This window comes from Streptomyces sp. NPDC043876 (assembly GCF_056435825.1).
This window is the reverse complement of record NZ_JBWKDV010000003.1, coordinates 438593-461780: the sequence shown is the minus strand read 5'-3', so window position 1 is coordinate 461780 and position 23188 is coordinate 438593. Positions and strand designations below refer to the sequence as shown.

Annotated in this window: 26 protein-coding genes; 11 read left to right on the top strand and 15 right to left on the bottom strand. The window is 72.5% G+C overall.

Annotated elements, in window-relative coordinates:
* Positions 1-166 precede the first annotated feature (166 nt).
* Positions 167-640, top strand: coding sequence for a hemerythrin domain-containing protein (locus AC0693_RS11485; RefSeq protein ID WP_468466063.1), 474 nt, complete (start codon positions 167-169; stop codon positions 638-640).
* 55 nt (positions 641-695) lie between these two features.
* Here AC0693_RS11485 and AC0693_RS11480 read toward each other — a convergent pair whose 3' ends face one another.
* Positions 696-2030 (bottom strand): preATP grasp domain-containing protein, encoded by a 1335-nt coding sequence (locus AC0693_RS11480; protein ID WP_478801586.1) that lies wholly within the window; start codon positions 2028-2030, stop codon positions 696-698.
* Positions 2031-2159: 129 nt separating this feature from the next.
* Here AC0693_RS11480 and AC0693_RS11475 point away from each other — a divergent pair, with 129 nt between their 5' ends.
* On the top strand, positions 2160-2705 hold the full coding sequence (locus AC0693_RS11475) for a DUF5133 domain-containing protein (RefSeq protein WP_478737380.1): 546 nt from the start codon (positions 2160-2162) through the stop codon (positions 2703-2705).
* Positions 2706-2766: 61 nt separating this feature from the next.
* Here the strand turns inward: AC0693_RS11475 and AC0693_RS11470 are convergent, their stop codons facing one another.
* The gene (locus tag AC0693_RS11470; protein ID WP_469315897.1) at positions 2767-3588 is read right to left on the bottom strand and encodes a VOC family protein; all 822 of its coding nucleotides are present in this window, start codon (positions 3586-3588) and stop codon (positions 2767-2769) included.
* Between the two features lie 13 nt (positions 3589-3601).
* Entirely contained in the window at positions 3602-3862 is a 261-nt protein-coding gene (locus tag AC0693_RS11465) for a DUF6480 family protein (protein ID WP_468466071.1), read from the bottom strand.
* A 257-nt stretch (positions 3863-4119) separates the two neighbouring features.
* Between AC0693_RS11465 and AC0693_RS11460 the strand changes: the two genes are divergently transcribed.
* Positions 4120-4662 carry an EF-hand domain-containing protein gene (locus AC0693_RS11460; protein ID WP_468466073.1) on the top strand — a complete coding sequence of 181 codons (543 nt, stop codon included), beginning with the start codon at positions 4120-4122 and terminating at the stop codon, positions 4660-4662.
* Between the two features lie 64 nt (positions 4663-4726).
* Here AC0693_RS11460 and AC0693_RS11455 read toward each other — a convergent pair whose 3' ends face one another.
* Positions 4727-5125 (bottom strand): nuclear transport factor 2 family protein, encoded by a 399-nt coding sequence (locus tag AC0693_RS11455; RefSeq protein WP_469333241.1) that lies wholly within the window; start codon positions 5123-5125, stop codon positions 4727-4729.
* Between the two features lie 156 nt (positions 5126-5281).
* Here AC0693_RS11455 and AC0693_RS11450 point away from each other — a divergent pair, with 156 nt between their 5' ends.
* Positions 5282-6172, top strand: coding sequence for a hypothetical protein (locus AC0693_RS11450; protein WP_478801585.1), 891 nt, complete (start codon positions 5282-5284; stop codon positions 6170-6172).
* 90 nt (positions 6173-6262) lie between these two features.
* Here the strand turns inward: AC0693_RS11450 and AC0693_RS11445 are convergent, their stop codons facing one another.
* Positions 6263-6910 (bottom strand): TetR/AcrR family transcriptional regulator, encoded by a 648-nt coding sequence (locus tag AC0693_RS11445; protein WP_478801584.1) that lies wholly within the window; start codon positions 6908-6910, stop codon positions 6263-6265.
* A gap of 118 nt (positions 6911-7028) precedes the next feature.
* Between AC0693_RS11445 and AC0693_RS11440 the strand changes: the two genes are divergently transcribed.
* Positions 7029-7898: an SDR family NAD(P)-dependent oxidoreductase gene (locus tag AC0693_RS11440; RefSeq protein ID WP_478801583.1), complete on the top strand. Its 870-nt coding sequence runs from the start codon at positions 7029-7031 to the stop codon at positions 7896-7898.
* 15 nt (positions 7899-7913) lie between these two features.
* On the opposite strand, the gene AC0693_RS11435 is transcribed toward AC0693_RS11440, so the two are convergent.
* Both AC0693_RS11435 and AC0693_RS11430 read right to left on the bottom strand, forming a co-directional pair.
* Positions 7914-9107: a cation diffusion facilitator family transporter gene (locus AC0693_RS11435; protein WP_478801582.1), complete on the bottom strand. Its 1194-nt coding sequence runs from the start codon at positions 9105-9107 to the stop codon at positions 7914-7916.
* Positions 9100-9606 carry a hemerythrin domain-containing protein gene (locus AC0693_RS11430; RefSeq protein ID WP_478737393.1) on the bottom strand — a complete coding sequence of 169 codons (507 nt, stop codon included), beginning with the start codon at positions 9604-9606 and terminating at the stop codon, positions 9100-9102. The genes AC0693_RS11435 and AC0693_RS11430 overlap by 8 nt, the downstream gene beginning before the upstream one ends.
* Positions 9607-9786: 180 nt before the next feature.
* Here AC0693_RS11430 and AC0693_RS11425 point away from each other — a divergent pair, with 180 nt between their 5' ends.
* The 3 genes from AC0693_RS11425 to AC0693_RS11415 all read left to right on the top strand — a co-directional run bounded on the left by AC0693_RS11425 (position 9787) and on the right by AC0693_RS11415 (position 11541).
* Complete coding sequence (locus AC0693_RS11425; RefSeq protein WP_468466087.1) at positions 9787-10329, top strand: hypothetical protein; 543 nt, start codon at positions 9787-9789, stop codon at positions 10327-10329.
* A 2-nt stretch (positions 10330-10331) separates the two neighbouring features.
* On the top strand, positions 10332-10925 hold the full coding sequence (locus AC0693_RS11420; RefSeq protein ID WP_478801581.1) for a hypothetical protein: 594 nt from the start codon (positions 10332-10334) through the stop codon (positions 10923-10925).
* A gap of 115 nt (positions 10926-11040) precedes the next feature.
* Entirely contained in the window at positions 11041-11541 is a 501-nt protein-coding gene (locus tag AC0693_RS11415) for a flavin reductase family protein (RefSeq protein WP_478737396.1), read from the top strand.
* A 95-nt stretch (positions 11542-11636) separates the two neighbouring features.
* On the opposite strand, the gene AC0693_RS11410 is transcribed toward AC0693_RS11415, so the two are convergent.
* The 4 genes from AC0693_RS11410 to AC0693_RS11395 form a co-directional block, all read right to left on the bottom strand.
* Complete coding sequence (locus AC0693_RS11410) at positions 11637-11816, bottom strand: CsbD family protein (protein ID WP_468466091.1); 180 nt, start codon at positions 11814-11816, stop codon at positions 11637-11639.
* Positions 11817-11926: 110 nt separating this feature from the next.
* On the bottom strand, positions 11927-12469 hold the full coding sequence (locus AC0693_RS11405; protein WP_468466093.1) for a type 1 glutamine amidotransferase domain-containing protein: 543 nt from the start codon (positions 12467-12469) through the stop codon (positions 11927-11929).
* Positions 12470-12798: 329 nt separating this feature from the next.
* Positions 12799-14268 carry an MFS transporter gene (locus tag AC0693_RS11400; RefSeq protein ID WP_469315888.1) on the bottom strand — a complete coding sequence of 490 codons (1470 nt, stop codon included), beginning with the start codon at positions 14266-14268 and terminating at the stop codon, positions 12799-12801.
* Between the two features lie 57 nt (positions 14269-14325).
* Positions 14326-15168: a class II glutamine amidotransferase gene (locus AC0693_RS11395; protein WP_468466097.1), complete on the bottom strand. Its 843-nt coding sequence runs from the start codon at positions 15166-15168 to the stop codon at positions 14326-14328.
* Positions 15169-15364: 196 nt separating this feature from the next.
* Here AC0693_RS11395 and AC0693_RS11390 point away from each other — a divergent pair, with 196 nt between their 5' ends.
* Positions 15365-17914 carry a PP2C family protein-serine/threonine phosphatase gene (locus tag AC0693_RS11390; protein ID WP_478801580.1) on the top strand — a complete coding sequence of 850 codons (2550 nt, stop codon included), beginning with the start codon at positions 15365-15367 and terminating at the stop codon, positions 17912-17914.
* 99 nt (positions 17915-18013) lie between these two features.
* Here the strand turns inward: AC0693_RS11390 and AC0693_RS11385 are convergent, their stop codons facing one another.
* Complete coding sequence (locus AC0693_RS11385) at positions 18014-18499, bottom strand: DUF6328 family protein (RefSeq protein ID WP_468466101.1); 486 nt, start codon at positions 18497-18499, stop codon at positions 18014-18016.
* 192 nt (positions 18500-18691) lie between these two features.
* Between AC0693_RS11385 and AC0693_RS11380 the strand changes: the two genes are divergently transcribed.
* Entirely contained in the window at positions 18692-19459 is a 768-nt protein-coding gene (locus AC0693_RS11380; protein WP_469333232.1) for a VOC family protein, read from the top strand.
* Between the two features lie 32 nt (positions 19460-19491).
* Here AC0693_RS11380 and AC0693_RS11375 read toward each other — a convergent pair whose 3' ends face one another.
* The 3 genes from AC0693_RS11375 to AC0693_RS11365 all read right to left on the bottom strand — a co-directional run bounded on the left by AC0693_RS11375 (position 19492) and on the right by AC0693_RS11365 (position 21672).
* The gene (locus AC0693_RS11375) at positions 19492-19860 is read right to left on the bottom strand and encodes a PRC-barrel domain-containing protein (RefSeq protein ID WP_468466105.1); all 369 of its coding nucleotides are present in this window, start codon (positions 19858-19860) and stop codon (positions 19492-19494) included.
* A 150-nt stretch (positions 19861-20010) separates the two neighbouring features.
* Entirely contained in the window at positions 20011-21381 is a 1371-nt protein-coding gene (locus tag AC0693_RS11370; protein ID WP_478801579.1) for a mycothione reductase, read from the bottom strand.
* A gap of 135 nt (positions 21382-21516) precedes the next feature.
* The gene (locus tag AC0693_RS11365) at positions 21517-21672 is read right to left on the bottom strand and encodes a DUF6131 family protein (protein WP_468466109.1); all 156 of its coding nucleotides are present in this window, start codon (positions 21670-21672) and stop codon (positions 21517-21519) included.
* 339 nt (positions 21673-22011) lie between these two features.
* Here AC0693_RS11365 and AC0693_RS11360 point away from each other — a divergent pair, with 339 nt between their 5' ends.
* The gene (locus AC0693_RS11360) at positions 22012-23067 is read left to right on the top strand and encodes a chitinase (protein ID WP_468466111.1); all 1056 of its coding nucleotides are present in this window, start codon (positions 22012-22014) and stop codon (positions 23065-23067) included.
* The last annotated feature ends 121 nt before the right edge of the window (positions 23068-23188 follow it).

Genomic DNA, 23188 nt, shown 5'->3' with positions numbered 1-23188 from the left:
GCCGGGCGGTTCCCACCCCTGCCCGGAGCAGACCTCCGCACGGCGGCACGCGGATCCTCCGTACGGGGAAAAACACCCCGCGAGTGCGGTGCGCCCGGAACGACGGGGAACACGTTCGCCGGGGCGGCGTCGGCCGCCCCGCGGAACGCCTAAGCCGAGGAGACCCGTGGACGGGATCGTGCTGCTCAAGGAAGACCACAAGACCGTGGAGAAGCTCTTCAAGCGGTTCGAGAAGGCCGGTGAGGAGGACCATGCCGAGAAGCGGAGGATCGCCGACCAGGTGATCGAGGAGCTGACCACCCACACCTGGATCGAGGAGAAGATCTTCTATCCGGCCGCGCGCGAGGCCGCGCCCGACACCAAGGACCACGTCCTGGAAAGCGTCGAGGAGCACCACGTGGTGCTGTGGATGCTGTCCGAGCTCAAGGACCTCGACCCGGCCGACGAGCGCTTCGACGCGAAGATGAGCGTCCTGATGGAGAACGTCCGCCACCACGTCGAGGAGGAGGAGAAGGAATGGTTCCCCGACGTCCGCAAGGCCATGGGCCGCAACCGCCTCACCGCACTCGGCGAAGAGATGGAAGCGGCCAAGAAGAAGGCCCCGGCCGATCCCCTGGCCGTGCCGAGCGCCGACCAGTAGGGCGGTCGCCGCAGGAGGGCGGACCCCCGCGCCGGACCCGGCCGGGCGGGGCCCCTCACGGGGTCGCGCGATCCAGCGCTTCGGCCAACCGGGCCTCGTACTCCGCCACCCGGTCGAGGCCGTGGGCGATCACCGCGTAGCGCCAGGTCCGGCCGTCCGGCGGCGCGTCGGCGTAGAGCACGGCCCCTTCGCCGCGCAGCGGGTCGAAGGCCACGCCGCCGCGCTCCAGCCGGTCGAGGGCCGCCGCGAAACCGTACGCGTGCCGTGAGCGCGCCGTGGACACGGCCCATGCCGGACGGGCGCCGCCCCGTGCGGGGCCGGTCAGGCGCCGGACCATGGCGTGCGGCGTCGTGGTCGCGGTGCGGCGGATGTTGCTCTCGCTCGCGAAGACCTCGCCCTTCGGGGTGACCAGCGCGTCGAGGCCGAACGGTCCGGCGTAGCCGTGCGCGGACAGATGGCCGCCCAGCCGCGTCCCCCAGTCCTCCAGCGCGCCGGCCACGTGGGCGCAGGCCTCGGGCAGCGGGGAGGCGTAACCGGTGAACGCTCCCTCGGCCGTGCTCATCGCGCCGCTGAACAGGACGCGCGCACCCCGGGCGGCGGTCTCCAGCTGGACGCTGACCGCGTGCGCCACCTCGATGTGCTCCTCGACCACCCACGTCCCCCCGGGGCCGCCGACCGCGTCCAGCACCAGGGGCGCCCCGTCGGCCACGTCGCCGCGCGTGAGGAAGCGCATTCCGTGGCCTCCGGCGGACCGGTCCGGCTTGACGACGACCCGCTCGTGGCGGCGCAGGAGCGCGCGCACGACACCCTCCACGTCGGCTCGCCCGCACACCTGCCCTTCGGGAACCCGCAGGCCCAGCTCCTGCGCCGCCGCGCGGAAACCGGCCTTCGTGTTCAGCAGCATGGCCGGCGCCAGGGCGGCCTCGGCGCCGTCGAGCGCGGGATAGGGGTGCACGGGGATCCCGAGCTCCCGGGCGAATCCGACCACCGAGGCGTCCAGGGCCGTCGGCAGCAGCGACGCGCCCCGCTCGCGGGCGAGGTCCCGCACCCGCGGGAGGAGCCCGGCGGCGCGTACCGCCTCGGCGAGCGGGACGGTCCCGGACCCCGGGGGCACCTCGACCACGCTCACCTGCGCGCCGTCCACGCCGGTCAGGGCGTACACGTACCGGAGGAACTCCGGGCCCAGGGGGACGGGCGTCACCAGGACGTCCCCGGCCCTCAGCAGCCACGCCTTGCGCGGGGCCTGCTCCGCCCACCGTCCCAGCACCTCGCCCTGCCCGAGATCGACGGCCAGGTCGGAGAGGAAGTTCGCGAACACGACGAACGGACCCGCGCCGCCTTCACCCTCCCACTCGCCCTCACCCATGCCCGTGCCCCTGCTCTCGCCCATGCCGTCCACTGTCGCTCCCGTCCTCTCCTCGCCACGTCTTCCTGCCCGCGCCGCGCATCAAACCGTTCGGCTCCGGGCAGACGCCGAAGGAGGGTCGGGGGCCGCCGCCACGTGCGTAAGGGGCACGCCATGCATACCCACACCAGCCCGGCAACCGCCGTGCCGTCATCGTCGACCGGGACCGGCTCGCACCGGGCGGACACCGTGGTGGCCGACCGGCCCGGAACCCTGCCCGAACCCGCCGTGGCGTGGGCCATCGGCATGATCATGGCAACCGTTCCCTGCCCGGCCCGCGAGGCGGAGGCGGTGCTGTCCGCCGCGGCCGCCCAAGCGGGCGTCGGCGTCGGCGAACTGGCCGCCGCCATGGCCGCCGAGCGCCGGGGGACGGAGCTGCCGAACCGCGTCGAGCGGGCCCTGAACCGGGCCGCGGAAGCGGCCCGGACGAGGACGGCGGTCCCGACCGGGGGGACCGGCCCAGCGCTCCTTCCGCGCCCCGATGACGCCGAGCAGGCGCTCGGCCGCTTCTTCGACGCGCAGCTGCGCCTGCAGTCCTCCCCCGCGGACGCGGCGGCGCGCCGCGCCCTGGAGGATGCCGTCTTCACCCTGTGCGTCCTCATGGCGCAGCCCACCGCCCACGCCGCGGTGCGGGCCGCCGTGCAGTACACCGAGGGCTGAACGGGCAGATGGCACCCGGGACCCGGCCCGTCGGCCGGGCGTCGCCGGCCGCCCGCAGCGCCTACCACGGGATCTCCGGTCCCCGCTCGGCCCCGTCGAGGGTGAACAGCGCCCCTTGCGGGTCCCGGAGCGTGACCTGCGGTCCCGCGCCCTCCGCCGCGCCGTACACCGCCGTGCCTCCCAGGGAGACGGCGCGCTCCAGGGCCCGGCGCACGTCGGGGACCTTGAAGTGGACGAGCCACCGGGGCCGCTCGTGCGACCTCAGGGCCGCCGCCTCGACGGGCCCGCTGTTCAGCCGGGCGACCGCTTCGCCCCCGCTGCGCAGGACCACCTGATCGTCCTCGTAGGAGGCGAGGCAGCATCCGGGCACGTCCTCGGCCCACTGCAGCACCGGCCCGTAGAACAGGGCCGCCTCGAAGGCGTCGCGCGTCCGCAGTTCCAGCCAGGCCGGCGCCCGCCCGCCGCCGACGCTCCAACCGGGCAGCACCCGCCCCTCCCAGAGGCCGAATCCGGCGCCGTCCCGGTCGGCGACGAGGGCGGCCCTGCCCCGGTCTCCGTAGGACACGGGCCCGACACCCACCGTTCCCCCGCGCTCGCGGACGCGGGCCACGGCCTCGTCCGCGTCGTCCACCGAGAAGTACGCCGTCCACGCCACCGGGACGGCCAGCTCGCCGGCGACCGCGCCGAGGCTCGCGACCGGTACGCCGTCCAGTTCGGCGACCGAGAACCCGCCGTCCAGCGCGCCCGCGCGAAAGGTCCATCCCAGCACCTCGGCGTAGAACCGCTCGGCCGCTTCCAGGTCCCGTGCCACCAGGCTCAGCCAGCACGGCGCGCCGCGCGCCCGCGCAGGAACCAGCTCCTCGACCGCCTCCCGCCCGCTCACCGGTAGCGCCCGTTCACAGGTTCAGGGTGATGGCGTAGACGAGGAAGAACAGCGCGAAGACCAGGGCCACCACAGCGATCACCACGACGGGCCCCTTCGCCCAGCCACGGGTGAGCGGCCGGTACGGGCCCGCCCCGGAGCCCGTGCTCGACTCCCCGGGAGGCGTTTCCTGCGGCGGCACACCGCCCGGCTCCCCGGCCCCGGCCTCGGGCGGGCGCGGCGGATCCGCCGCCGCCGGGCGCGGCTCGTCGGGCTGCGCGAAGTGTTCGGTCATGGCTCTGTCCTCCTCGACGCAGAGGCGCTCGTGCTCCGGGCGCCTACCCCCGCGCCCGCGGCCGTACTCTCTCCGAGCGCCCTCTCGCCTCGCGCCTTCCCCAGGCCCTTCCTTGCGCCGCCGGGAGGGTGACGTCTCGTACGCACGTGCCCGTGGGAGCGGGGAGTCGCGCCGCCCTATAGTGACGCGCTGCCTGCCGCACCGTGGCGCGGTCGGCGGCGGTCCGCGGTTCGGTTCGGCGTCGAGGGAGGCCGCTCATGGCCAGCGTGTTTCAGGAGCGCAAGCTCAGGGGGATGTTCGCGGCGTTCGACGCCGACGGCGACGGCTACCTGCGCGAGGAGGACTTCACGGCGCTGGTGGAGCGCTGGAGCCGACTGCCGGGTGTGGGGCCCGGTACGGCGCTGCGCGCACGGGTGGAGGCACTGCTGATGGGCTGGTGGGCGGCGCTGCTGGAAGCCGGGGACGCGAACGGTGACGGGGCCGTCGACATGGCCGAGCTGCTGTCCCTGGTCGACGAGCTGCCCGCCATGGTGGCGGACGTCACCGCGACCGCGGACACCGTCTTCGACGCCGTCGACACCAACGGCGACGGCGTCATCTCCCCGGAGGAGCACCGCAGGCTCGTCGAGACCTGGAACGGCCGGCCCGCCGACCTCACCGGGGTCTTCGAGCGGCTCGACCTGGACGGCGACGGACACCTCGGCCGCGAGGAGTTCGCCGCGCTGTGGCGGCAGTTCTGGATCAGCGACGACCCGGCCGAGCCGGGCAACTGGCTCTGCGGGCGGATCCCCCACCAATAGGGCCCGCGGCCGGGGGCCTACGGCACGGGCGGTCACTCGGTCACTCAGTCAATCGGTCACTCGGTCACTCGGTCACCGTGTCGCCGTGCCGGTGGGCCACCCTCCACGCACCGTCCTCGCGCCGGTACACCTGGGTGGCTCGCAGGGTGTAGGTACGCGGCTGTCCGTCAACGGAGGCGGAGGTGTGCTCGAAACCGGTCGTGTACGCCATGTCGCCCGACACGTCGTACGTCTGGAGCTCGAAGGCGTATGACGTGCAGTCGGAGAAACTCCGCCCGAGGGCGGTGAAGAGCGCGTCGATCTCCTCCTGCCCCGTGGCGTTGCGCCACGCCCCGAGGACGCTCACCGGTTCTCGGCGCGACCAAAGAGCCCTGCGTGGAGCGGGGTTGCCGTTGTGCAGGGCGCGTTCCGCCGCGTACAGGTCGGTGCGCACCCACACCAGGAAATCGTCGCGCTCGCTCATGGCGACAGCATGCACCCGCCGGGTGGCGCACATGTGGGGACACGGCGGGTGCACACCGCAGGAGTGGGGCGGAATTTCCGGGGAAGTAACTGCGGGTGCCTCATGGCGAATACCATCTGGCAGCAACACCGTGAGGTACGAGGAGAGTGAGCCGCAATGGCCAACGAGCCCGACAGCACGCCCATTCACAACGTGTACGCGCAGCGGTTCGCCGCAGATCTCGAAGTCAACCGCAAGGAACAGGCGGAGATCTCCGCGCAGCTCACGGATCTCGAAGCCCGTCTGAAGCAGCTGAAGTCCGACGAGGGCTGGCTCTCCGGCATGCAGGGCACGCTCCCGGCGGCGCCGGAAACCCTGGAGGCTCCGGAGGCCCCGGAGGCACCGGAGGGTGACATCGCGGCCGTTCCCGCGCCGCGGCAGGCGAAGAAGGCCACCGGTCGCGCGGTCGGCAAGAAGACCGCACGGCCGAAGCGGGCCACGGCGTCGGCGACCAAGGCGAAGGCCGCGGCTTCGGCCGCCACCGCTCCGGACGCCGGCGCTCCGGACGCCGGCGCTCCGGACGCTGGCGCTGCGGCCGCTCCGGCGTCCCAGGCCGCCGCCGAGGCCCCCGCGACCAAGACCGCGGCGACGGCGGCGAAGAAGACGACCGCCAAGAAGGCCGCCCCCGAGAAGAGCGCTGCGCGCAAGGCCGCGACCCGGAAGACCCCCGCGAAGAAGCCCGCCGAGACGCAGGCATCCCCCGTCTCGGAGCCCCCGCGGCGCGAACTCGTCCTGGCCCTCCTCGTCGGCGCCGCGGAACCCCGCATGGTCAGTGAGGTCGCCGCCGAACTGGCGCAGGCGCACCCCGAGCGCCCGACCTCCGTCCAGGTGGTGCGCAACACCCTGGAGGCCCTCGCCAAGAAGGGGCTCGTCGAGAAGGAGAACAAGCAGGGCTCGGTGATGTACTCCGCGCCCGCGCCCGTGCCCGTGCCCGCGGTGAAGGAGCAGGCTGCCCCGGCCGTCCCGGCCCCCGCCGCGGCGGACGAAAAGGCCTCGGTGGAGGTCTGACCCACGGTGCCGCCCGCCGCGCCCCGGTGCCCCTCGCGGTCGTCCGGGGCGCGGGCGGCCCGTCCCGGAAACCTGCGCGCGTGAGCGCTGCTACGCGGCCGGCCCGCTCCCCGTGCTCGGCGCACCGGCGGGCCGGGGCCGCAGTCCGTGCAGCGCCGCCTCGACGACGCGGTCGGCGTACTCGGCGGTCAGCGGCCCCGTGCGCTGCAGCCAGCGGTTCAGCAGGGGGCCCCAGAGCAGTTCGACCGCGAGGTCCAGATCGGTGTCGGCGTCGAGCTGACCGGCCTCCTGGGCCCGGCGCAGGCGGTCGCGCTTGATCTGCCGCATCGGTTCGTGCAGGCGCTCGGCGTAGGCCGCCGCGAGCTGGGGATCGTGCACGATCTCGGTGTTGAGGGCCCGCAGCGGCTCGTCGTAGCGGGCGTCGTTGAGTTCGTCGACGGTGGCCCGCAGGACGGTCTTGAGGTCCGCCTCGATGTCGCCGGTGTCCGGGAGCGCCGGATCGCCTCTCGCGTGGTCCTCGCTGAGCATGAGGAACGCGTCGAAGAGCACCGTGCCCTTGGACGGCCACCAGCGGTAGATCGTCTGCTTGCCCACGCCCGCGCGCGCGGCGATGGCCTCGATGCTCAGCTTCGCGAAGCCGACCTCTCCGACCAGGTCGAAGGCGGCCGTCAGGATCGCCTTGCGGGAGGCCTCGTTGCGGCGGCCGACATCGGGAAGGCTCTTCGACTGCTTGGTCATGGCTCCAACCTATCAGGCCAACGAAACGAGACGGTCCGTCTTGACAGTGCCTCACGAGGCATTCATGATGAAGGAGAACGAGACGCAACGTCTCGTCTTATCGAGGGGGGAGACACCCATGCGTACCGCAGCCACGTCAGCCGATCGCGTCTGGTTCATCACCGGTGCGAGCCGCGGGCTCGGCCGCGCCTTCGCCGAAGAGGCGCTCGCGGCGGGCGACCGCGTCGCGGCGGCTGCCCGTACCGTCGGACCGCTGGAGGAGTTGGCAGCCGCGCATCCCGGGCGCGTGCTGCCCATCGGAGTCGATGTCACCGACAGGGAAGCGGTGCGCGCGGCGGTCGCCGAGGCGGTCGGCCACTTCGGGCGGCTCGACATCGTCGTCAACAATGCCGGGATGCTCGCGATGGGCATGGTCGAGGAGTTCACCGAAGCCGAGGCCAGAGCCCAGCTCGACGTCAACTTCTTCGGCGCGCTGTGGGTGAGTCAGGCCGTACTGCCCACGCTCCGGCAGCAGGGCTCCGGACACATCGTCCAGATCTCCAGCATCGCCGCCCTGGGCGGGTTCCCGAGCACCGGGCTCTACAGCGCGAGCAAGTTCGCCCTGGAGGGCATGAGCGAGGCCCTCGCGCAGGAGGCGGCCGGTTTCGGTGTGAAGGTGAGCATCGTCCAGCCCGGCGGCTACTGGACCGACCTCTACGCGGCCATGCGCACCACCAGCGCCCTGGGCCCTTACGCTCCGCTGCGGGAGGAGCTGGAGAAGCAGTTCGCGCAAGGGTCGGTCGACAGCGACCCGAAGCTCGCCGCGCGGGCTGTGCTGACCCTCGTCGACAGTGCGGAACCGCCGACGCGGCTGCTGCTCGGCGGCGTGGCCTACGACCTCGCGTTCGACATCGCGCGTCGGCGGATGGCCACCTGGTCCGCCTGGGAACCCGTCAGCCGCGCCGCCGAACTCCCGATACCGGCGCCCGCACCCGCACCCGCGAGCTAGTTCAGACCCGGGTGTTCAGACCCGGGTGCGGCCGTGGCCGTCGGCGGGCGCGCCAGGGCGGGTGGAGCCCTCGTCGGTGACGTCCAGGAACACCTGGTCCAGGTCCCGCCAGCGGTCGTGTACTTCGCGCCGGATCCGCACCATGGCGTCCTCCACGGTCTCGCTGTCGTAACCCGGCGTGAGGTCGACGCGAGCCGCCACCATGATGGAGTCGGGCCCCAGGCGCATGGTGAGCAGCGCGGTGACGGCATCGATCTCCGGCTGCTCGGTCAGGAACGCGCGCACGTCGCGCTGGAGGGTGGGGTCGGCCGCCTCACCGACGAGTTGGACGCGGGCGGCCCGCCCGAGGGTGTAGGCGACGTAGACGAGCAGGACGCCGATGAGGATGGAGGCGGCGGCCTCGTACACGATCTCCCCGGTCGCCATGTGCAGGGCGATCCCGACGATCGCCAGGACGACGCCGGCGCAGGCGGTGCTGTCCTCGGCGAGCACGGTCCGCAGGGCCGGGTCACGGCCGGCCCTGATCTCGGCGGCCATGCCGCGGCCTGCCGCCCGGGCCGCCCGCCGCACCTGGAGCAGCGCCCGGACGAGCGACGCGCCCTCGGCGGCCAGGGCGACGGTGAGCACGACGAGGCCGATGACGTATCCGTCGCGCGTCTCGGAACCGTCGGAGCGCAGGGCCTCGATCCCCTGGAACACGGAGAAGCAGCCGCCGGTGACGAAGATGCCGACGGCGGCGAGGAGGGACCAGAAGAACCGCTCCATGCCGTAGCCGAAGGGGTGCCGCGCGTCGGCCGGGCGGCGGCTGCGTTTGAGGGAGGCCAGCAGGAAGACCTCGTTGAGGCTGTCGGCGATCGAGTGGGCCGCTTCCGACAGCAGGGCCGGGGAGCCGGCGACGACTCCCCCGACCGCCTTGGCGACACAGATGGCGAGGTTGGCGGCGAGCGCGACCCAGACGGTCTTGCGCGTCTCCGCGTCCTGGTCGCCCTTGGCTCCCGGGGAGGCCGGGGAGCCTGTGCCGCCGGGCGTACCGCCCGGCGCATCCCGCGACGTATCTCGCCCGGACGCATCGCCCGAACCGTCGCCGGGGGCTTCACCGGAGGCCGCGTCCGGTTCGCGCGTGTCCTCCGGGGCGGGCGCGGGGCCGCGGCCGGAAACCCCCCGGGGGCCGTCCGCGGTCCCCGGTCGCGGCCGCGCCGTGTCAGGCACTCCGTACGACCTTGCGCACGTTGTCGATGCTGCCGCAGTCGGCCGCGAGCTGCCGGTCCCGTTCCCGCACGAACGCCACGCCGAGTTCGCGGCGCCGCTCGTCGGGCACGCTCTCCCGGGCGCCGTTCAGGATCGTCCGCTCCTCTTCGTCGAGGTGGTGGGAGACCGCCTTGACCAGTTCTTCCAGGCGCTCGTCCCAGGTGTCGGAGCCCACCTCCGACACTTCCAGAAGCGCCAGCAGCGCCTCGTTGCCCTCCGCGTGTTCCTCACTGCCGTGGTCGACCTCGTCGTCGTCGACGTTCTTGAACCTCTTCAGCGCGCCGTAGACCTCGGCCTCCTCGGCCTCGCCGTGCGCGATCAGAAGGGCGGAGAACTTCGCGAGGGCGCCCGCCCGGTCCGACTCGACACTGCGCATCTGCCGGAAGAGCTCCTCCATCGTCCGGTGGTCCTCAAGGATCAGGGCGACGACGTCCTGGTTCTCCTGCTTGTCCGCGGCCATGCCACGTCCCTCCTGCTCTTCGGTTTCGCTTCGCATGACGCCTGCTCGAACACGGTGGGTCCAAACCCCCTGATTGGAGCCCGGGTCCCCCGGGTTTGCCCCGCCGTCCCGGGGGCAGCCGCGACGGAGACGAGTAGCGCGCCTGAGACGAGAAGAGAGCCCCCGGAACGGAGGCCAGAGATGTCAACCAATGCACTGATAGCCGTCATCGTCGTGGCGGTGGTCGTCGTGATAGCGCTCACGGCGCTGCTGTGGATGCTGGCGAGAAGACGCCACCTGCGGGAGCGGTTCGGACCGGAGTACGACCGCACCGTGGAGGAACGAGGCGGCAAGCGGTCCGCCGAGCGGGACCTGCGCGCCCGCGAGGAACGGTATGACCAGCTGGACATCAAGGAGCTGTCGCCCGAGCGGCGGCGCCAGTACGCGGACGAGTGGAGCGAGGTCCAGCAGGAGTTCGTCGACCGGCCGGACAGTTCCGTGAAGCGGGCCGACGAACTCGTGACCCGTCTGATGGGCGAGCGCGGCTATCCCACCGAGGGCTACGACGGTCAGCTGCGCGACCTGTCGGTCGCGCACGGACGCACGCTGGAGGAGTACCGGTCGGCGCATGCCGTCAAGGTGCGCAGTGGTGCGGGAGAGGCCACGACAGAGGAGTTGCGCGGGGCGATGGTGCACTACCGCGCCCTGTTCGAAGAGCTGCTTTCCGACCAGAGGAGCCGGTGACGATGCGGAACGACGACGAACGGGCGGGGCACGGGTCCGAACCCGCGCTGACGACGGAGGACCTGGCACACCCCGCGCCGCCCGGTGACCGGGGCGCGGCCGTCTTCCCGGGCGAGGCCACGGGCGAACGCAGCGGTGCTTCGCAGGCGGAGCCCGGAACCGGGGCCGGTGCCTACGGGGATGCGGATCCGGGCCGGGAGCGGATAGGTACGGCGGACGGTACGACGGAGGCTTCCGCGGAGGACCGCGGGGCCGGATACGGGGCGGACACCGACGCAGGGCCCGGCGCTGCGACCGGGACCGGTGCCGCCACCGAGACCGAGCGGGAGGAACCGCTCCTCGGGGCCGCGGAGGCGGAGCGCTACCGCACCACCTGGGCGGAGATCCAGGGGCGGTTCGTGGACGAGCCGCGCGAGGCGGTCCGCTCGGCGGACACCCTGGTGGCGGAGGTCATGCAGGCCTTCGCCGGAAACCTGGCGGATCACCGGAGCGGCTTGGAGAAGCAGTGGGACCGCGGTGAGGAAGTGGCCACCGAGGACCTGCGGCAGGCCCTGCGGGCCTACCGCTCGCTGGTGAACCGCCTGCTCGACACCTGAGCCGGCGGGCCGGAAGCAAGGGGCGGGCGCGTCGGCGCCCGCCCCTTGTCGGGTCCGGCGCCACCTCTCCCCCGCACCGTCCCGTTCCTTTGGGACACAAGACGCCATGGAGGTGATGGCCGTGGAAAACCTGGACGCGTTCACCGACGCGCTCGACTACCCGGTGTACGTGGTGACGACGGCGGCCGGAGAACGGACGGCGGGCTGCCTGGTGGGTTTCGCCAGCCAGTGCTCGATCGATCCGCCCCTCTTCATGGTGTGGCTCTCCAAGGCCAACCACACGTACCGCGTCGCACGGGAGGCCACCCATCTGGCGGTGCACACGCTGCGGGACGATCAGAAGCCGACCGCCGAACTCTTCGGGAGCCGCACCGGCGACGAGGTCGACAAGTTCGCCCGCACCGGCTGGCACTGGCCGGCCGCCGGCAAGGCGACCGCGCCGGTCCTGGACGACGCGCGTGCCTGGTTCCTCGGGCACGTGCAAGAACGCATCGGCGGGGGTGACCACGTAGGTTTCCTGCTCGCCCCGGTGGAGGAAAGTCCTCCCGGGCCGGTACGACCGCCCCTGTTGCTCTTCAGCGACGTGGTGGACCTCGATCCCGGCCATCCCGCCTAGGAAGTCCCCCGTCGCAGCCGAAAGCCGGCCGAACCCGTGAAGTCCTCCACGGGTTCGGCCGGCTTTCACGACCGCTCCAGGCGCACAGCCGGTGGTCAGGACGTGCGGCGGGCCTTCTTCGCCTTGTCCGCGGTCTTCCCGGCCATCTCCTCGGTCTTGCCGCTCATCTGCTCGGCGCTGCCCTCCGCCTGCATGCGCTTGTCGTCCATCGCGCTGCCGGCGCTCTCCTTGATCTTGCCCTTGACCTGCTTGACCTTCGCCTTCGCCTTGCTCATGACGGGGTGGTTCCTTCCTTGAAGGGGGGTGCTACCCACCCTGCGACCTCGGCGACGAGCCCGCACGTCGTGTGAGGCCGTCCGGCTGACGGGCCGGGGGTCCCGGCCCGTCAGCTCTGGTGGTCCCGGAACTCCTTGACGAACGCCGCGCAGAAGGCGTCCAGGTCGTCCGGCTTGCGGCTCGTGATGAGGGTCGCGGGGGTGGCGTCGCAGACCTGCACGGGCTCGTCCACCCACGTGCCGCCGGCATTGCGGATGTCGGTGGTCAGACTGGGCCACGAGGTGAGCGTGCGTCCGCGGACGACGTCCGCCTCCACGAGCGTCCACGGGGCGTGGCAGATCGCCGCCACCGGCTTGCCCGCTTCGAAGAAGCTGCCGATGAACGCGACGGCACGCTCGTCCATGCGCAGGGCGTCCGGGTTGGCCACTCCGCCGGGCAGCACGAGGGCGTCGTAGCCGTCCGAGGTATCACCGGCGAGTACGTGGTCGACGGGGAAGGTGCCCGCCTTGTCGAGATGGTTGAAGGCCTGGACGCGGCCGGCTTCGGTCGACACCAGCTGGGGGTTCCAGCCGGCTTGTTCGACAGCCTTCCAGGGTTCGGTGAGTTCGATTTCCTCCACGCCCTCGGGCGCGGTCAGAAAGGCGATGCGCACCGGGTTCACCTCCTTCAGTCGGGGGGTTCCGGCACCGCGGGCCGCTCGCTGGGCGAGGGCTGCGCGGGCGCCGGACGGGGTTCGGCCGGCTCTTCGCCGGGGGTCGGGCCGGGTGTCTGCCCGGGGCTCGCGGGCACCGGATCGCGGGTGATCGGATCCGGCGTCTCCGGGCCGGGGCCCGGATCGGGACCTTCGGGTGGGGGTCCGTTCGTCCGGTCCATGTGCCTCACCTCGCGTTCCTTCGGTACCTGTGCCGCGTGCCGTGCGCGTCGTGCCGGGCGCACCGTCCGCGCCTGCCCCGTTCGCGGCACCTCATGCGGGTTCGTGCCTCATGCGGCTTCCGTGGCCGGGCGGGTGGAGAGCGGGGTGGCGATCTGCTCCAGCGACCTGCCCTCGGCGGCCACCGCGTAGAAGACGGCCACCACCCCGGCGGCCACCATGAGCCCCGCGCCCACGCAGAAGGCGATCACCGCGTCGGAGACGACTCCACTGGACGTGAGGCCGGCGAAGAGCAGCGGGCCCGAGATGCCGCCCGCGGCGGTGCCGATGGCGTAGAAGAACGCGATGGCCATCGCGCGGGTCTCCATCGGGAAGATCTCGCTGACCGTCAGGTAGGCGGAGCTGGCTCCCGCCGAAGCGAAGAACAGCACCACGCACCAGCAGGCCGTCATGGTCACGGCGGAGAGCCGACCGGCGCCGAAGAGCCACGCGGTGGCGAAGAGCAGGACCCCGGACAGGATGTAGGTACCCGCGATCATCGGCCGCCGCCCGACGGTGTCGAACATCCGCCCCAGCAGCAGCGGACCGAGGAAGTTCAGGAAGGCCACGACGGCGAAGTAGAAGCCGGTGACGCCACTGGAGACGTGGAAGAAGGTGACGAGGATGGAACCGAAACCGAAGGTGATCGCGTTGTACAGGAAGGCCTGGCCGACGAAGAGCGACAGGCCGAGGACCGCGCGGCGCGGATAGGAGCGGAAGACCGTCCTGGCGATCTCGCCGAAGCCGATGCTGTCCCGCCGGTGCACGGTGATGGCTTCTTCCGCCTCGGGCAGCGCCCGGCCCTTCTCCGCTTCCACCCGCCGTTCCACGTCCGCGACCAGCGCCTCGGCCTCCTCCGTCCGGCCGTGCATGATCATCCAGCGGGGGCTTTCGGGCACGTGCCGCCGCACCAGCAGGATGACCAGTCCGAGCACGACCCCGAGGGCGAACGTGAGCCGCCAGCCCACCGCCTTCGGGAAGATCCCGGTGTTCAGGGCGAGGACCGACAGCAGGGCGCCGCCGACCGCGCCGATCCAGAAGCTGCCGTTGATGATCAGGTCGACGCGACCGCGGAACTTGCTGGGGATCAGCTCGTCGATCGCCGAGTTGATGGCCGCGTACTCACCGCCGATGCCGAAGCCGGTGAGGAACCGGAAGAGGAAGAACCACCAGGCCGAGAAGGACACCGCCGTCAGGGCGGTCGCCGCGAGGTACACGCCGAGGGTGACGAGGAAGAGCTTCTTGCGCCCGTACAGGTCGGTGAGGCGGCCGAAGACCAGGGCGCCCGCGCAGGCGCCGGCCACGTAGAGCGCGGCCGCCATTCCGGTGACCTGGGCGTCCGTGATCGAAAGCCCGCTGCCGTCTTCGGAGATCCGGCTCGCGATGCTCCCGACGACGGTGACTTCGAGACCGTCCAGGATCCATACGGTCCCCAGACCGATCACGATCATCCAGTGCCACCGGGACCACGGCAGCCGGTCCAGCCGCGCCGGCACCTTGGTGGTGACGGACGCCGTTTTCAACTCGGTTCGCTCCGACATGCTCGGGCGTCTGCCCTGGCCGCCCCCGCACAAACGGCCCGTTCGGGGGCCCGGCCCTCAGGGCAGCTCCGGGACGAAGGGGAGGTAGTCCGGACCCGGGACGACGGGGATCACCGTGTAGCTCGCCTCGGGCAGCTCGTTCCACACGCCCGGCAGGTCCCCCAGCGGCTCGGAGACGACGATGCGGGTCTCGTCGGAGATCTCGCTGAGGTAGTGCATCTCGGGGTGGAGGTTGCGGACCGTCTCGGCGGCGCTGCTGTAGAAGAGCGAGCGGGACTTGCCCTGGCTGGAATAGCGGAAGGCCCACACCCGCTCGCCGTCGCTGACGGCCACCGTCATCTGGACCGGCTCCGGTACGCCGTGCTCCTTGCCGAGCCGTTCCACGAACCCCACCATGCGGGCCACCGCACCCGGGACGTCCTGGTCCAGTCCGAAGGTGACCGCCAGGTAGAACATCACCTCGGAGTCGGTGGACCCCTCGATGGACGGGAAGAGCGCCGGGTCGACGGCCATGCACAGGTCCCGCTGGAGGCGGTGGAAGTCGGCGATGGCCCCGTTGTGCATCCAGAGCCACCGTCCGTGCCGGAAGGGGTGGCAGTTCGTCTGCTGTACGGCCGACCCCGTGGAGGCGCGGACGTGCGCGAAGAACAGGGGGGACCGGACGTGCGCGGCCAGCTCCCGCAGGTTGCGGTTGTTCCAGGCCGGTGCGATGTCCCGGAAGATCGCCGGGGTACCGTCACCCTTCTCCGCGCTGTACCAGCCGATGCCGAAGCCGTCGCCGTTGGTCGCTTCGGCGCCCATGCGGGCATGGAGGCTCTGGTTGATCAGCGAGTGCTCGGGCCGGTACAGCACGGCGTCGAGCAGCATGGGCGATCCCGAGTAGGCGAGCCAGCGGCACATGAGCACCTCCCCTTCCGCACCGTCTCTTGCGGGGCCTCATCCGAGCCTAACGCGACGCCCGCCGGGCGTCGGGGCTCCCGCGCCGGGCCGGCGTGCGCGACGGCCCGCGGGCGGGGCGCGAGGGGGTGGCCGGGCCCACCGCCGGGGGTTGCCCCATGTGGGCGCGGGCGCCCCACGGGCATGGCATGCTCAAGGGGTGGAGATCGATGCCGAGCCGACGGGCGAGGGCGCCTCGCCGGAGGTGCTGGCGCTCGCCAAAGTGGTGGCCAGATTGCGGTCCGAGGTCGTGGACCTGGAGGAGGTCGCCGCGACCAGCGCCGTCGTCGAGCGGGCCAAGGGCGTGGTGATGGCCCGGGCCGGGATATCGGCCGATGCGGCCTACGAGCGGCTCCTCGTCCGCGCCGCCGAGCGGGGCCGGTCCCTCCTGGAGGAGTGCTGGATCACCCTCGGCCAGGTGCGTTCGCCCCTGTCGGCCGGTGATGCCGACGCCGTCATCGCGGCCCCGCAGGTCACCACGACCACGACCACGACCGTACCCGCGGGCGCGACGGCGACCGTGGCGGTGAGCGCCGGTGAGGCCGCCGCCGACGCCGTGGGGGGGCCGGGCGCGGCCGGGACCTCCGCCCCCTCCCGGTCGTCCGGGACGTCCGCCTCCTCCTTCAGCACCGAGCGCTACGTCGTCACCCGCGAGGACCGCGAAGCCGCCCTGCGCCCCCTGCTCGCCCGGCTCGCCGACGGCCTGGCCCGGGCGCGGGGCGGGAACGCCGTCGCGGAACTGCTGCGCACCGTACTCGGCGGGGACGCGGGAGTGGACGCGGTGATGATCTACTCCCTGACCCCCGCCGGCGGGCTGGAGCTGACCGGGCGCGCCGGCATCACCGACGGGCTGGCCGACCAGTGGCGCCACGTCCCGCCGCTCACCGGCGTCGCCGCCCACGAGGCGATCGCCGCGTGCCGGGCCCTGTGGCTGGAGGACCTGGCGCAGGACGCGCGCCGCTACCTGATGATCGGGGACCCGCCGGAGCGGTGGCTCTCGCGCGCCTGGCTCCCCGTCCCCGACGGCGGATCCCCCCGGGCGGCCATCGGGTTCCTCCGGGCGCAGCCGGGCCCCTTCGCGGCCGATACCCGCGCCCTGCTGCGGCGGGCGGCGCGCCTGTGCGCGGGCCCGCTCGGCATGCCCGGGCAGCCGCGCGACGCGTACGTCATGGGCGACGCCGACGTCACCACCGCCCAGCGGATCCTGGACGCGCTGACGGGACCCGCCATCCTCCTGACCCCGCTGCACTCGGAGTCGGGCGAGGTGGAGGACTACCGCATCGACGCGGCGGCGCCCCAGTCGGTGGACGTCGCCGGGCGGCGCGGCAAGGAACTCGTGGGCCGGCGGGTCCTGGAGACCTATCCGACCGTGGCGGGCACCGCCCTGTGGGACGGCTACCTGGAGGCCCTCACGACGGGCACCGTGTACGAGGGCGAGCCGTTCGTCTACGAAGAGGTGACGGCCGGCGTCCCCCGGGAGTCGGTCTACTCGGTCCGCGCGTCCCGGCTCGGGGAACGCCTGGTGGTCTCTTGGGTGCGGCACGACACCAGCGAGCGCGAGGCGCGGCGGCTGGACGACATGCAGCGGCTCGGCAACCTGGGCTGGGCGAGCTGGAACCTGGCCTCCGACACCATCACCTGGTCCGACCAGGTCTTCGCCATCTTCGACCGCGATCCGGGCGAGGGGCCGATGACGCTGGAGGAGTTGCCGCGGCACCTCGTCCCCGACGACCTCCCGCTGCTGGGCGCCGCCGTCCAGCGGCTGCTGGGCGGCGGGGAGGCGATCGACCACCCGTTCCGGATCACCACCGCCTTCGGCGTGCGGCACCTGCGGATCGTCGCCGAGGCGCAGCTGGACGCCGACGGCACCCCGGTCGAGGTGCACGGTTTCTTCCAGGACCTCACCGCGCAGCGCGGTACCGAGCTCGCCCTGCTGGAGAGCGAGCGCGCCGTCCTCCTCCAGCGCGGCATGCTCCAGGCCGAACGGGCGCTCGCGGCCCGCCTGCAGAACACGCTGCTGCCGATCCCCGAGCAGTCCCTGGAGCTGGCCGGACTGTCCATCGACGTCGCCTACCTTCCCGCGGACAGCGGGATCAACGTCGGCGGCGACTGGTACAGCGCCATCGAACTCCCCGACTCCAGCGCCCTGTTCGTGGTCGGTGACGTCGCGGGGCACGGGCTGTCCGCCGTCGGCACGATGGCGCAGCTGCGGTTCACCACCAAGGGCATGACGGTCACCGGCTCCTCGCTGCCGGACGTCCTCGGCAGGCTCAACAACCTCCTGCTCCACACCGCCACGGACCCCGCCGGGGGCGCCACCGCCACCATGGTCATGGCCCGCTACCAGCCGTGGGACCGGCGGTTGATGTGGGTACGGGCGGGGCACCTTCCGCCGCTCCTGATCCGCGGCGACCGGGCGGAGTTCCTCCCGCAGCCGCAGGGCACGCTGCTCGGGGCCTCGTTCGACGCCTCCTACGGCCAGGCCGTCCTCGACCTGATGCCCGGCGACCACCTGCTGCTGTTCACCGACGGTCTGGTGGAGGAACCGGGGGAGGACATCGATACGGGCCTGAAACGGCTCGCCGCGACCGCCCTGCGCCTGCTGCGGGAGGGCCGCGGGGAGACCCTCGCCCGTACGCTCGCCGCCCGGCACCCCGGGCACCGGGACGACATCTGCGTGCTGGACATCCACGTACCCGAGGACCGCTGACGTTTCCGGCTCCAGCCGGACGTGGCCGCCGCCCTGGCGGCCCCCCGGCCCGCCTGAGGTGCGACGCGGCGGGTACCGCGCGCGGTACCCGCCGCGGCCTCAGTGCTCGGACGTGTGGCGGATCCGGACCCACAGGGGCAGCACGAACCAGCACAGCAGGTACCAGGCCAGCACCCCCCCGACCAGCCACGGCACGAGGGCGTTGTGGGTCGCGACCCGCAGGACGAGGAACAGGGCCGCGGTGCAGGTCGCCAGCAGCAGCACCAGGCCGACCAGCGTCAGGCGCGCCGCCCACGCCACCGCCTCCGCCTTGATCCGGCGGCCCGAGACGATGCGGTGCAGGGCGACGGGCCCGATCAGCGCGCCCGTGGCGAGCGAGCCCAGCACCACCGTGACGATGTAGATCGTCTTGTCGGTCTCCGCGAGCCCGCGGAAGGTGGGGGTGAAGACGACGGTCAGCAGGAACCCGAAGAGGATCTGCACGCCCGTCTGCGCGACGCGTATCTCCTGGATGAGTTCGGTCCACTGCCGGTCCGCGCGCTCGTCCTCCGTCTCGTCCCTGCCCGACCCCCGGACCTGCGGCATGGCGCCTCCCTCGAAATGTGCGTTCACGGGCGCATACCCGCAGGCCGGCGGCTCATGCCCGGGTGACTCGTACGTACGGGTGGCCGGACCCGCGCCTCGGAGCCGGGTGCGGCGGCCGGGGCTACGGTGGAAGGGTCCCGTAGCCGTGTCCGGCAGATGAGGTGGGCAGCTGTGTCGACATCCAGTCATGAGATGTCCGGTGCGCCGTGCTGGGTGAGCCTGATGGCCCGCGACCTCGCCTGCGCCCAGGGTTTCTACGCCGCGGTGCTCGGGTGGGAGTTCCGGCCGACCCGCTTCGGAGACGGTTTTTCCGTCGCCTTCCAGAACGGGGCGCCCGTCGCGGGCATCGGCGCGCTGGCCGGGAGCCTCGGTGTGCCGGTGGCCTGGACGCCGTACTTCGCGGTCGAGGACGCCGACGTCACGGCGGGCCGGATCCGGGAGCGCGGGGCCACCATGGCGGTCGGGCCCCTGGCCTTCGGCACCGGGCGGGCCGGGCTGGCCGCGGACCCGGCGGGAGCGGCCTTCGGGTTCTGGCAGGGCAGGGTCATCCCGGACTGGACCGTGGGCCACTACAACGCCCCGGCGTGGCTGGAACTGCGGACGCGCGACGCCTTCGCCGCCGCCATCTTCTACGGGGAGGTCCTGGACTGGGCGGGTGAGCCGCAGGGCTGCTGCACCGTCTCCTACGAGCACGACCACGTCGTCCTGCGCCACGGCTACGAGGCCGTCGCCCGCATCAGCGGGGGCGCGCTCGACGAGGACCCCGATCCGCAGGTCCGCCCCCGGTGGCACGTGCACTTCCGCGTACCGGACCTGGAGGCGGCGATCGAGGCGGCCGGCGCCATGGGCGGCAGGACGGCCTCCCCCGTGGAGAGCTCCCGTACCAGCCGGTGGGTCGTGCTGGCCGACGCGGACGGGGCCCTCTTCACCGCGGTCGCGCCGCAGGACCCCCCGGCCTGAGCACGTCGGCCGGGGGCCTGCGGGGCGAACGGTCAGGCGGGCGGCAGCCCGAAGGGGAAGCCGCTGCCGTAGTAGAGGCCCAGTTCCTCGCGGTAGTGCGGGTCCCCCAGGTGCTTGTCCCGGTGGAATTCGGGGGCGTCCTTGATCTGCTCCTTGGTCCGGTCCACGAACACCTTCCGCTCCTCGGGGTCGATCCTGACGACCGTGCTCGCGGGGAGGAGGACCTCCTTGCCGAAGATCCAGACGCCGGTGTCCACGACCAGGTAGGCGTCGCCGACCTCGTCGGAGTGCTTGTCCACCGTGCCGATACCGCCGTCGGTCGCCTCGACCTTGTAGCCGGTCAGATCGGCGCCGGCCAGATGGCCCGAGGTCGAGGTGTAGCTCCACACCTGCTCCGTCACGCGAAAACAACTCCTCCGGTCAGCGGAGGGCGGCGGAAGCTTTCCCGCGGCCCTCCTCGTCTGGTGTGTCGTGCCGTGTCTCGTGTCGGCGCGCCTGCCCCTCTGCCCGCCGGTCATGCGCCGCGGGAGCGCAACCGGCCGGGTCCGCCGTCACCCGTCGAGGGCCAGGAGGGCTCGTTCGACGAGTTCGGTGGGCGCCGGGTGGATCCAGTAGGCGGACCGGGCGAGGGTGGCGGCATCGATGCCCTGGGCCATCGCCAGGACGAGGGGCTGGATGAGGGCCGCGGCCTGCGGGCCCATGATGTGGGCGCCGAGCAGGCGGCCGGAGCCGCGTTCGGCCAGCACCTTGCAGAAGCCCGTGGTGTCCTCCATCGCCCAGCCGTACGCCACGTCCGCGTAGCGGGCCTCACCGACCAGGGGGTCGATCCCCCGGTCCCGGCAGTCCTGTGCGGTGGCGCCGACGGAGGCGATCTGGGGCCGGGTGAAAACGGCCGCGGGCACCCCCTCGTGGTCCGCCGCGATCAGGTCGTCCGGGTGGCGGAGGTTGTGGGCGACCACCTGCGCCTCGCGGTTGGCGACGTGCTTGAGCGGGACCGGGGTGCAGATGTCGCCGAGTGCGAAGACGCCCTCCGCGGTGGTGCGCTGGTGCGCGTCCACCACGATGCGCCCGTCGTCGTGGGTCTCGATGCCCGCGGCGTCGAGGTCGAGCCGGTCGCTGTTGGGCACCCGGCCCGCGGCCACCAGCAGCATGTCCGCCTCGACCGTCGCGCCGTCGTCGAGGGTCAGGCGCAGCATGCCCGGACGGCCGCCCACGGAGGTGACCTCCCGGCCGAGCCGGAGGTCGTAGCGGGGGCGGACCAGCTCGGTGAACCGCTCGGCGACGCTCTCGTCCTGGGGGCCGAGCAGCCGCTCTTCCTTCTCGACGATGACGACGGAGCTGCCCGCCGCGGAGAACACCTCGGCGAGCTCGGCCGCGATGTAGCCGCCCCCGAGGACGGCCAGACGGCGGGGCGGCGCGTCGACGCGCATGACGGTGTCGGAGGTCTCGAAGGGGAGCCCGGAGTCCGCGACGGGCGGGGGCACCATCGGGCGCCCGCCGGCCGCGACGACGATCTGCCGCGCGCTGATGCGCACGGGGCCGTCCGGCAGGTCGACGCACAGTTCGCGGGGGCCGGTGAACCGCGCCCGGCCCTCGTAGACCGTGATGAACCCGGCCTTCCTGCGGCCCTCGCGGCCCTCCTCGCGCTCGGCGTCCAGGCGCCCGAACACGCGGTCCCGCGCCGCCCGCCAACGGACGGCGCGCAGCTCGGCGTCGATGTCGAAGGTAGCGGCGCCGGAGACCGTACGGGCGACCTCGGCGGTGTAGGCGAACATCTTGCTCGGGATGCAGCCCGCGTTCAGGCAGGTTCCGCCGAACCACCTGTCCTCGACGATCGCGACGTCGAGGTCGGCGAAGGAGTCGTCGATGACGGCGTTGCCCGACCCCGCGCCGATGACGACCAGGTCGTGGTGGCGCTTCACGTCGGGCTACCGGACGGCCGCGGGACGGGGGCCCCGCTCACCCCGCGGGGCCGGGCCCGTCGGTGACGGGCCGCGGTCCCCGGTGGGGGCGTTCGGGTACGGCTGCGGGGGTACGACTGCACGGTTGTGCACCGACTACCAGTAGTGGCGTCGACCGCCGACCGCGTGCCCGACCGAGCCCATGATCCACAGAACTGCTCCGATGACCAGCAGGATGATGCCGATGGTCCAGAGGATGGAGATACCGGTCAGAAAACCGATGATCAGGAGGATTAGGCCGACGGCAAGCATGGTGCCCTCGCTCTCAGGTGGGGAATGCGGTGGAGCGGTCCGCTCCACCGTGACGCTCGGCTGGCGTCTACCCGGGAACGGGGTCTTTATCTCCACCTAACCTTGTAATCATTCCGCAGGGCTCGTCGACCGCCCGGTGGCTCCTTCCTCGTCCCGCCCACACCGTCGCCGCCGCACACCCTTGACGCTTGGTCTGGACCAACTTACGTTGTGGCGCATCACAGCGCGTACGGAGCCCAGTACCCCGGGGCGCCGTCCCCGCGCCCCGCCCCTCCCGGTCATCCGGCCCGTCCCCCCGCCCCGGCACGGACACCGCGAACGGCACGAAGGGAGCACCTCATGATCCGCCGCACCATCCGTCTGCTCGGCGTCGCACTCGTGACGGCATTCCTCACCCAGTTACCCGCCGCGGCGGCGGCACCCGCGCCGGCCGCACCCGACACCTGCGCGGTGAAACCGAGGCCCACCGGCACCGTCCTCCAGGGCTACTGGGAGAACTGGGACGGCGCCTCGAACGGCGTCCACCCGCCGCTCGGCTGGATCCCCCTCACCGACAGCCGCATCCGTGCCCACGGCTACAACGTCGTCAACGCGGCCTTCCCCGTCATCCGCTCCGACGGCACCGTCCTGTGGGAGGACGGCATGGACAGCACCGTGAAGGTGCCGACCCCCGCCGAGATGTGCCAGGCCAAACAGGACGGCCTCACCGTGCTGATGTCCATCGGCGGCGCGGCGGCGGGCATCGACCTCGGCTCCAGCGCGGTGGCCGACCGGTTCGTGGCGACCGTCGTGCCCCTGCTGAAGAAGTACAACTTCGACGGCATCGACATCGACATCGAGACGGGGCTCGTCGGCTCGGGAAGCATCACCCGGCTCTCCACGTCCCAGGCCAACCTGATCCGCATCATCGACGGCGTGCTCGCGCAGATGCCGCCGTCCTTCGGCCTGACGATGGCTCCCGAGACCGCCTACGTGACGGGCGGCAGCGTGGCCTACGGCTCGATCTGGGGCGCGTACCTCCCGATCGTCAAGAAGTACGCGGACAACGGCCGCCTGTGGTGGCTGAACATGCAGTACTACAACGGCAGCATGTACGGCTGCTCCGGCGACTCCTACTCCGCGGGAACCGTCGCGGGCTTCCGGGCGCAGACGGACTGCCTCGACCGCGGCCTCGTCGTCCAGAACACCACGGTCAAGGTGCCCTACGACAAGCAGGTCCCGGGACTTCCCGCCCAACCGGGCGCGGGCGGCGGCTACATGAGCCCGAACCTGGTCGCGCAGGCGTGGAACGGCTACGGGGGCCGGCTCAAGGGGCTGATGACCTGGTCGCTGAACTGGGACGGGTCCCGGAACTGGACCTTCGGCGACAACGTCAGGGCGCTCCAGGGCCGTTGAGGCCCGGTCCGCCCGGTGACGGCAGGCCGGGTGACGTCACCGGCTCCGGCGGCTTCCCGGGCGTGACCGAAGCCGCGCCGGATCGTTTCTCCTTACATCGCGCCGGATGCACACCCCGCTC

Excerpts from the sequence above, each read along its gene's own strand:
- AC0693_RS11410 (WP_468466091.1), bottom strand. The coding sequence starts at position 11,816 with ATGAGCAAGGCGAAGGCGAAGGTCAAGCAGGTCAAGGGCAAGATCAAG.
- AC0693_RS11460 (WP_468466073.1), top strand. The coding sequence starts at position 4,120 with ATGGCCAGCGTGTTTCAGGAGCGCAAGCTCAGGGGGATGTTCGCGGCG.
- AC0693_RS11445 (WP_478801584.1), bottom strand. The coding sequence starts at position 6,910 with ATGACCAAGCAGTCGAAGAGCCTTCCCGATGTCGGCCGCCGCAACGAG.
- AC0693_RS11455 (WP_469333241.1), bottom strand. The coding sequence starts at position 5,125 with ATGAGCGAGCGCGACGATTTCCTGGTGTGGGTGCGCACCGACCTGTAC.
- AC0693_RS11415 (WP_478737396.1), top strand. The coding sequence starts at position 11,041 with ATGGCCGTGGAAAACCTGGACGCGTTCACCGACGCGCTCGACTACCCG.
- AC0693_RS11420 (WP_478801581.1), top strand. The coding sequence starts at position 10,332 with ATGCGGAACGACGACGAACGGGCGGGGCACGGGTCCGAACCCGCGCTG.
- AC0693_RS11450 (WP_478801585.1), top strand. The coding sequence starts at position 5,282 with ATGGCCAACGAGCCCGACAGCACGCCCATTCACAACGTGTACGCGCAG.
- AC0693_RS11425 (WP_468466087.1), top strand. The coding sequence starts at position 9,787 with ATGTCAACCAATGCACTGATAGCCGTCATCGTCGTGGCGGTGGTCGTC.
- AC0693_RS11395 (WP_468466097.1), bottom strand. The coding sequence starts at position 15,168 with ATGTGCCGCTGGCTCGCCTACTCGGGATCGCCCATGCTGCTCGACGCC.
- AC0693_RS11430 (WP_478737393.1), bottom strand. The coding sequence starts at position 9,606 with ATGGCCGCGGACAAGCAGGAGAACCAGGACGTCGTCGCCCTGATCCTT.
- AC0693_RS11380 (WP_469333232.1), top strand. The coding sequence starts at position 18,692 with ATGTCCGGTGCGCCGTGCTGGGTGAGCCTGATGGCCCGCGACCTCGCC.
- AC0693_RS11360 (WP_468466111.1), top strand. The coding sequence starts at position 22,012 with ATGATCCGCCGCACCATCCGTCTGCTCGGCGTCGCACTCGTGACGGCA.
- AC0693_RS11475 (WP_478737380.1), top strand. The coding sequence starts at position 2,160 with ATGCATACCCACACCAGCCCGGCAACCGCCGTGCCGTCATCGTCGACC.
- AC0693_RS11465 (WP_468466071.1), bottom strand. The coding sequence starts at position 3,862 with ATGACCGAACACTTCGCGCAGCCCGACGAGCCGCGCCCGGCGGCGGCG.
- AC0693_RS11400 (WP_469315888.1), bottom strand. The coding sequence starts at position 14,268 with ATGTCGGAGCGAACCGAGTTGAAAACGGCGTCCGTCACCACCAAGGTG.
- AC0693_RS11480 (WP_478801586.1), bottom strand. The coding sequence starts at position 2,030 with ATGGGCGAGAGCAGGGGCACGGGCATGGGTGAGGGCGAGTGGGAGGGT.
- AC0693_RS11385 (WP_468466101.1), bottom strand. The coding sequence starts at position 18,499 with ATGCCGCAGGTCCGGGGGTCGGGCAGGGACGAGACGGAGGACGAGCGC.
- AC0693_RS11365 (WP_468466109.1), bottom strand. The coding sequence starts at position 21,672 with ATGCTTGCCGTCGGCCTAATCCTCCTGATCATCGGTTTTCTGACCGGT.
- AC0693_RS11440 (WP_478801583.1), top strand. The coding sequence starts at position 7,029 with ATGCGTACCGCAGCCACGTCAGCCGATCGCGTCTGGTTCATCACCGGT.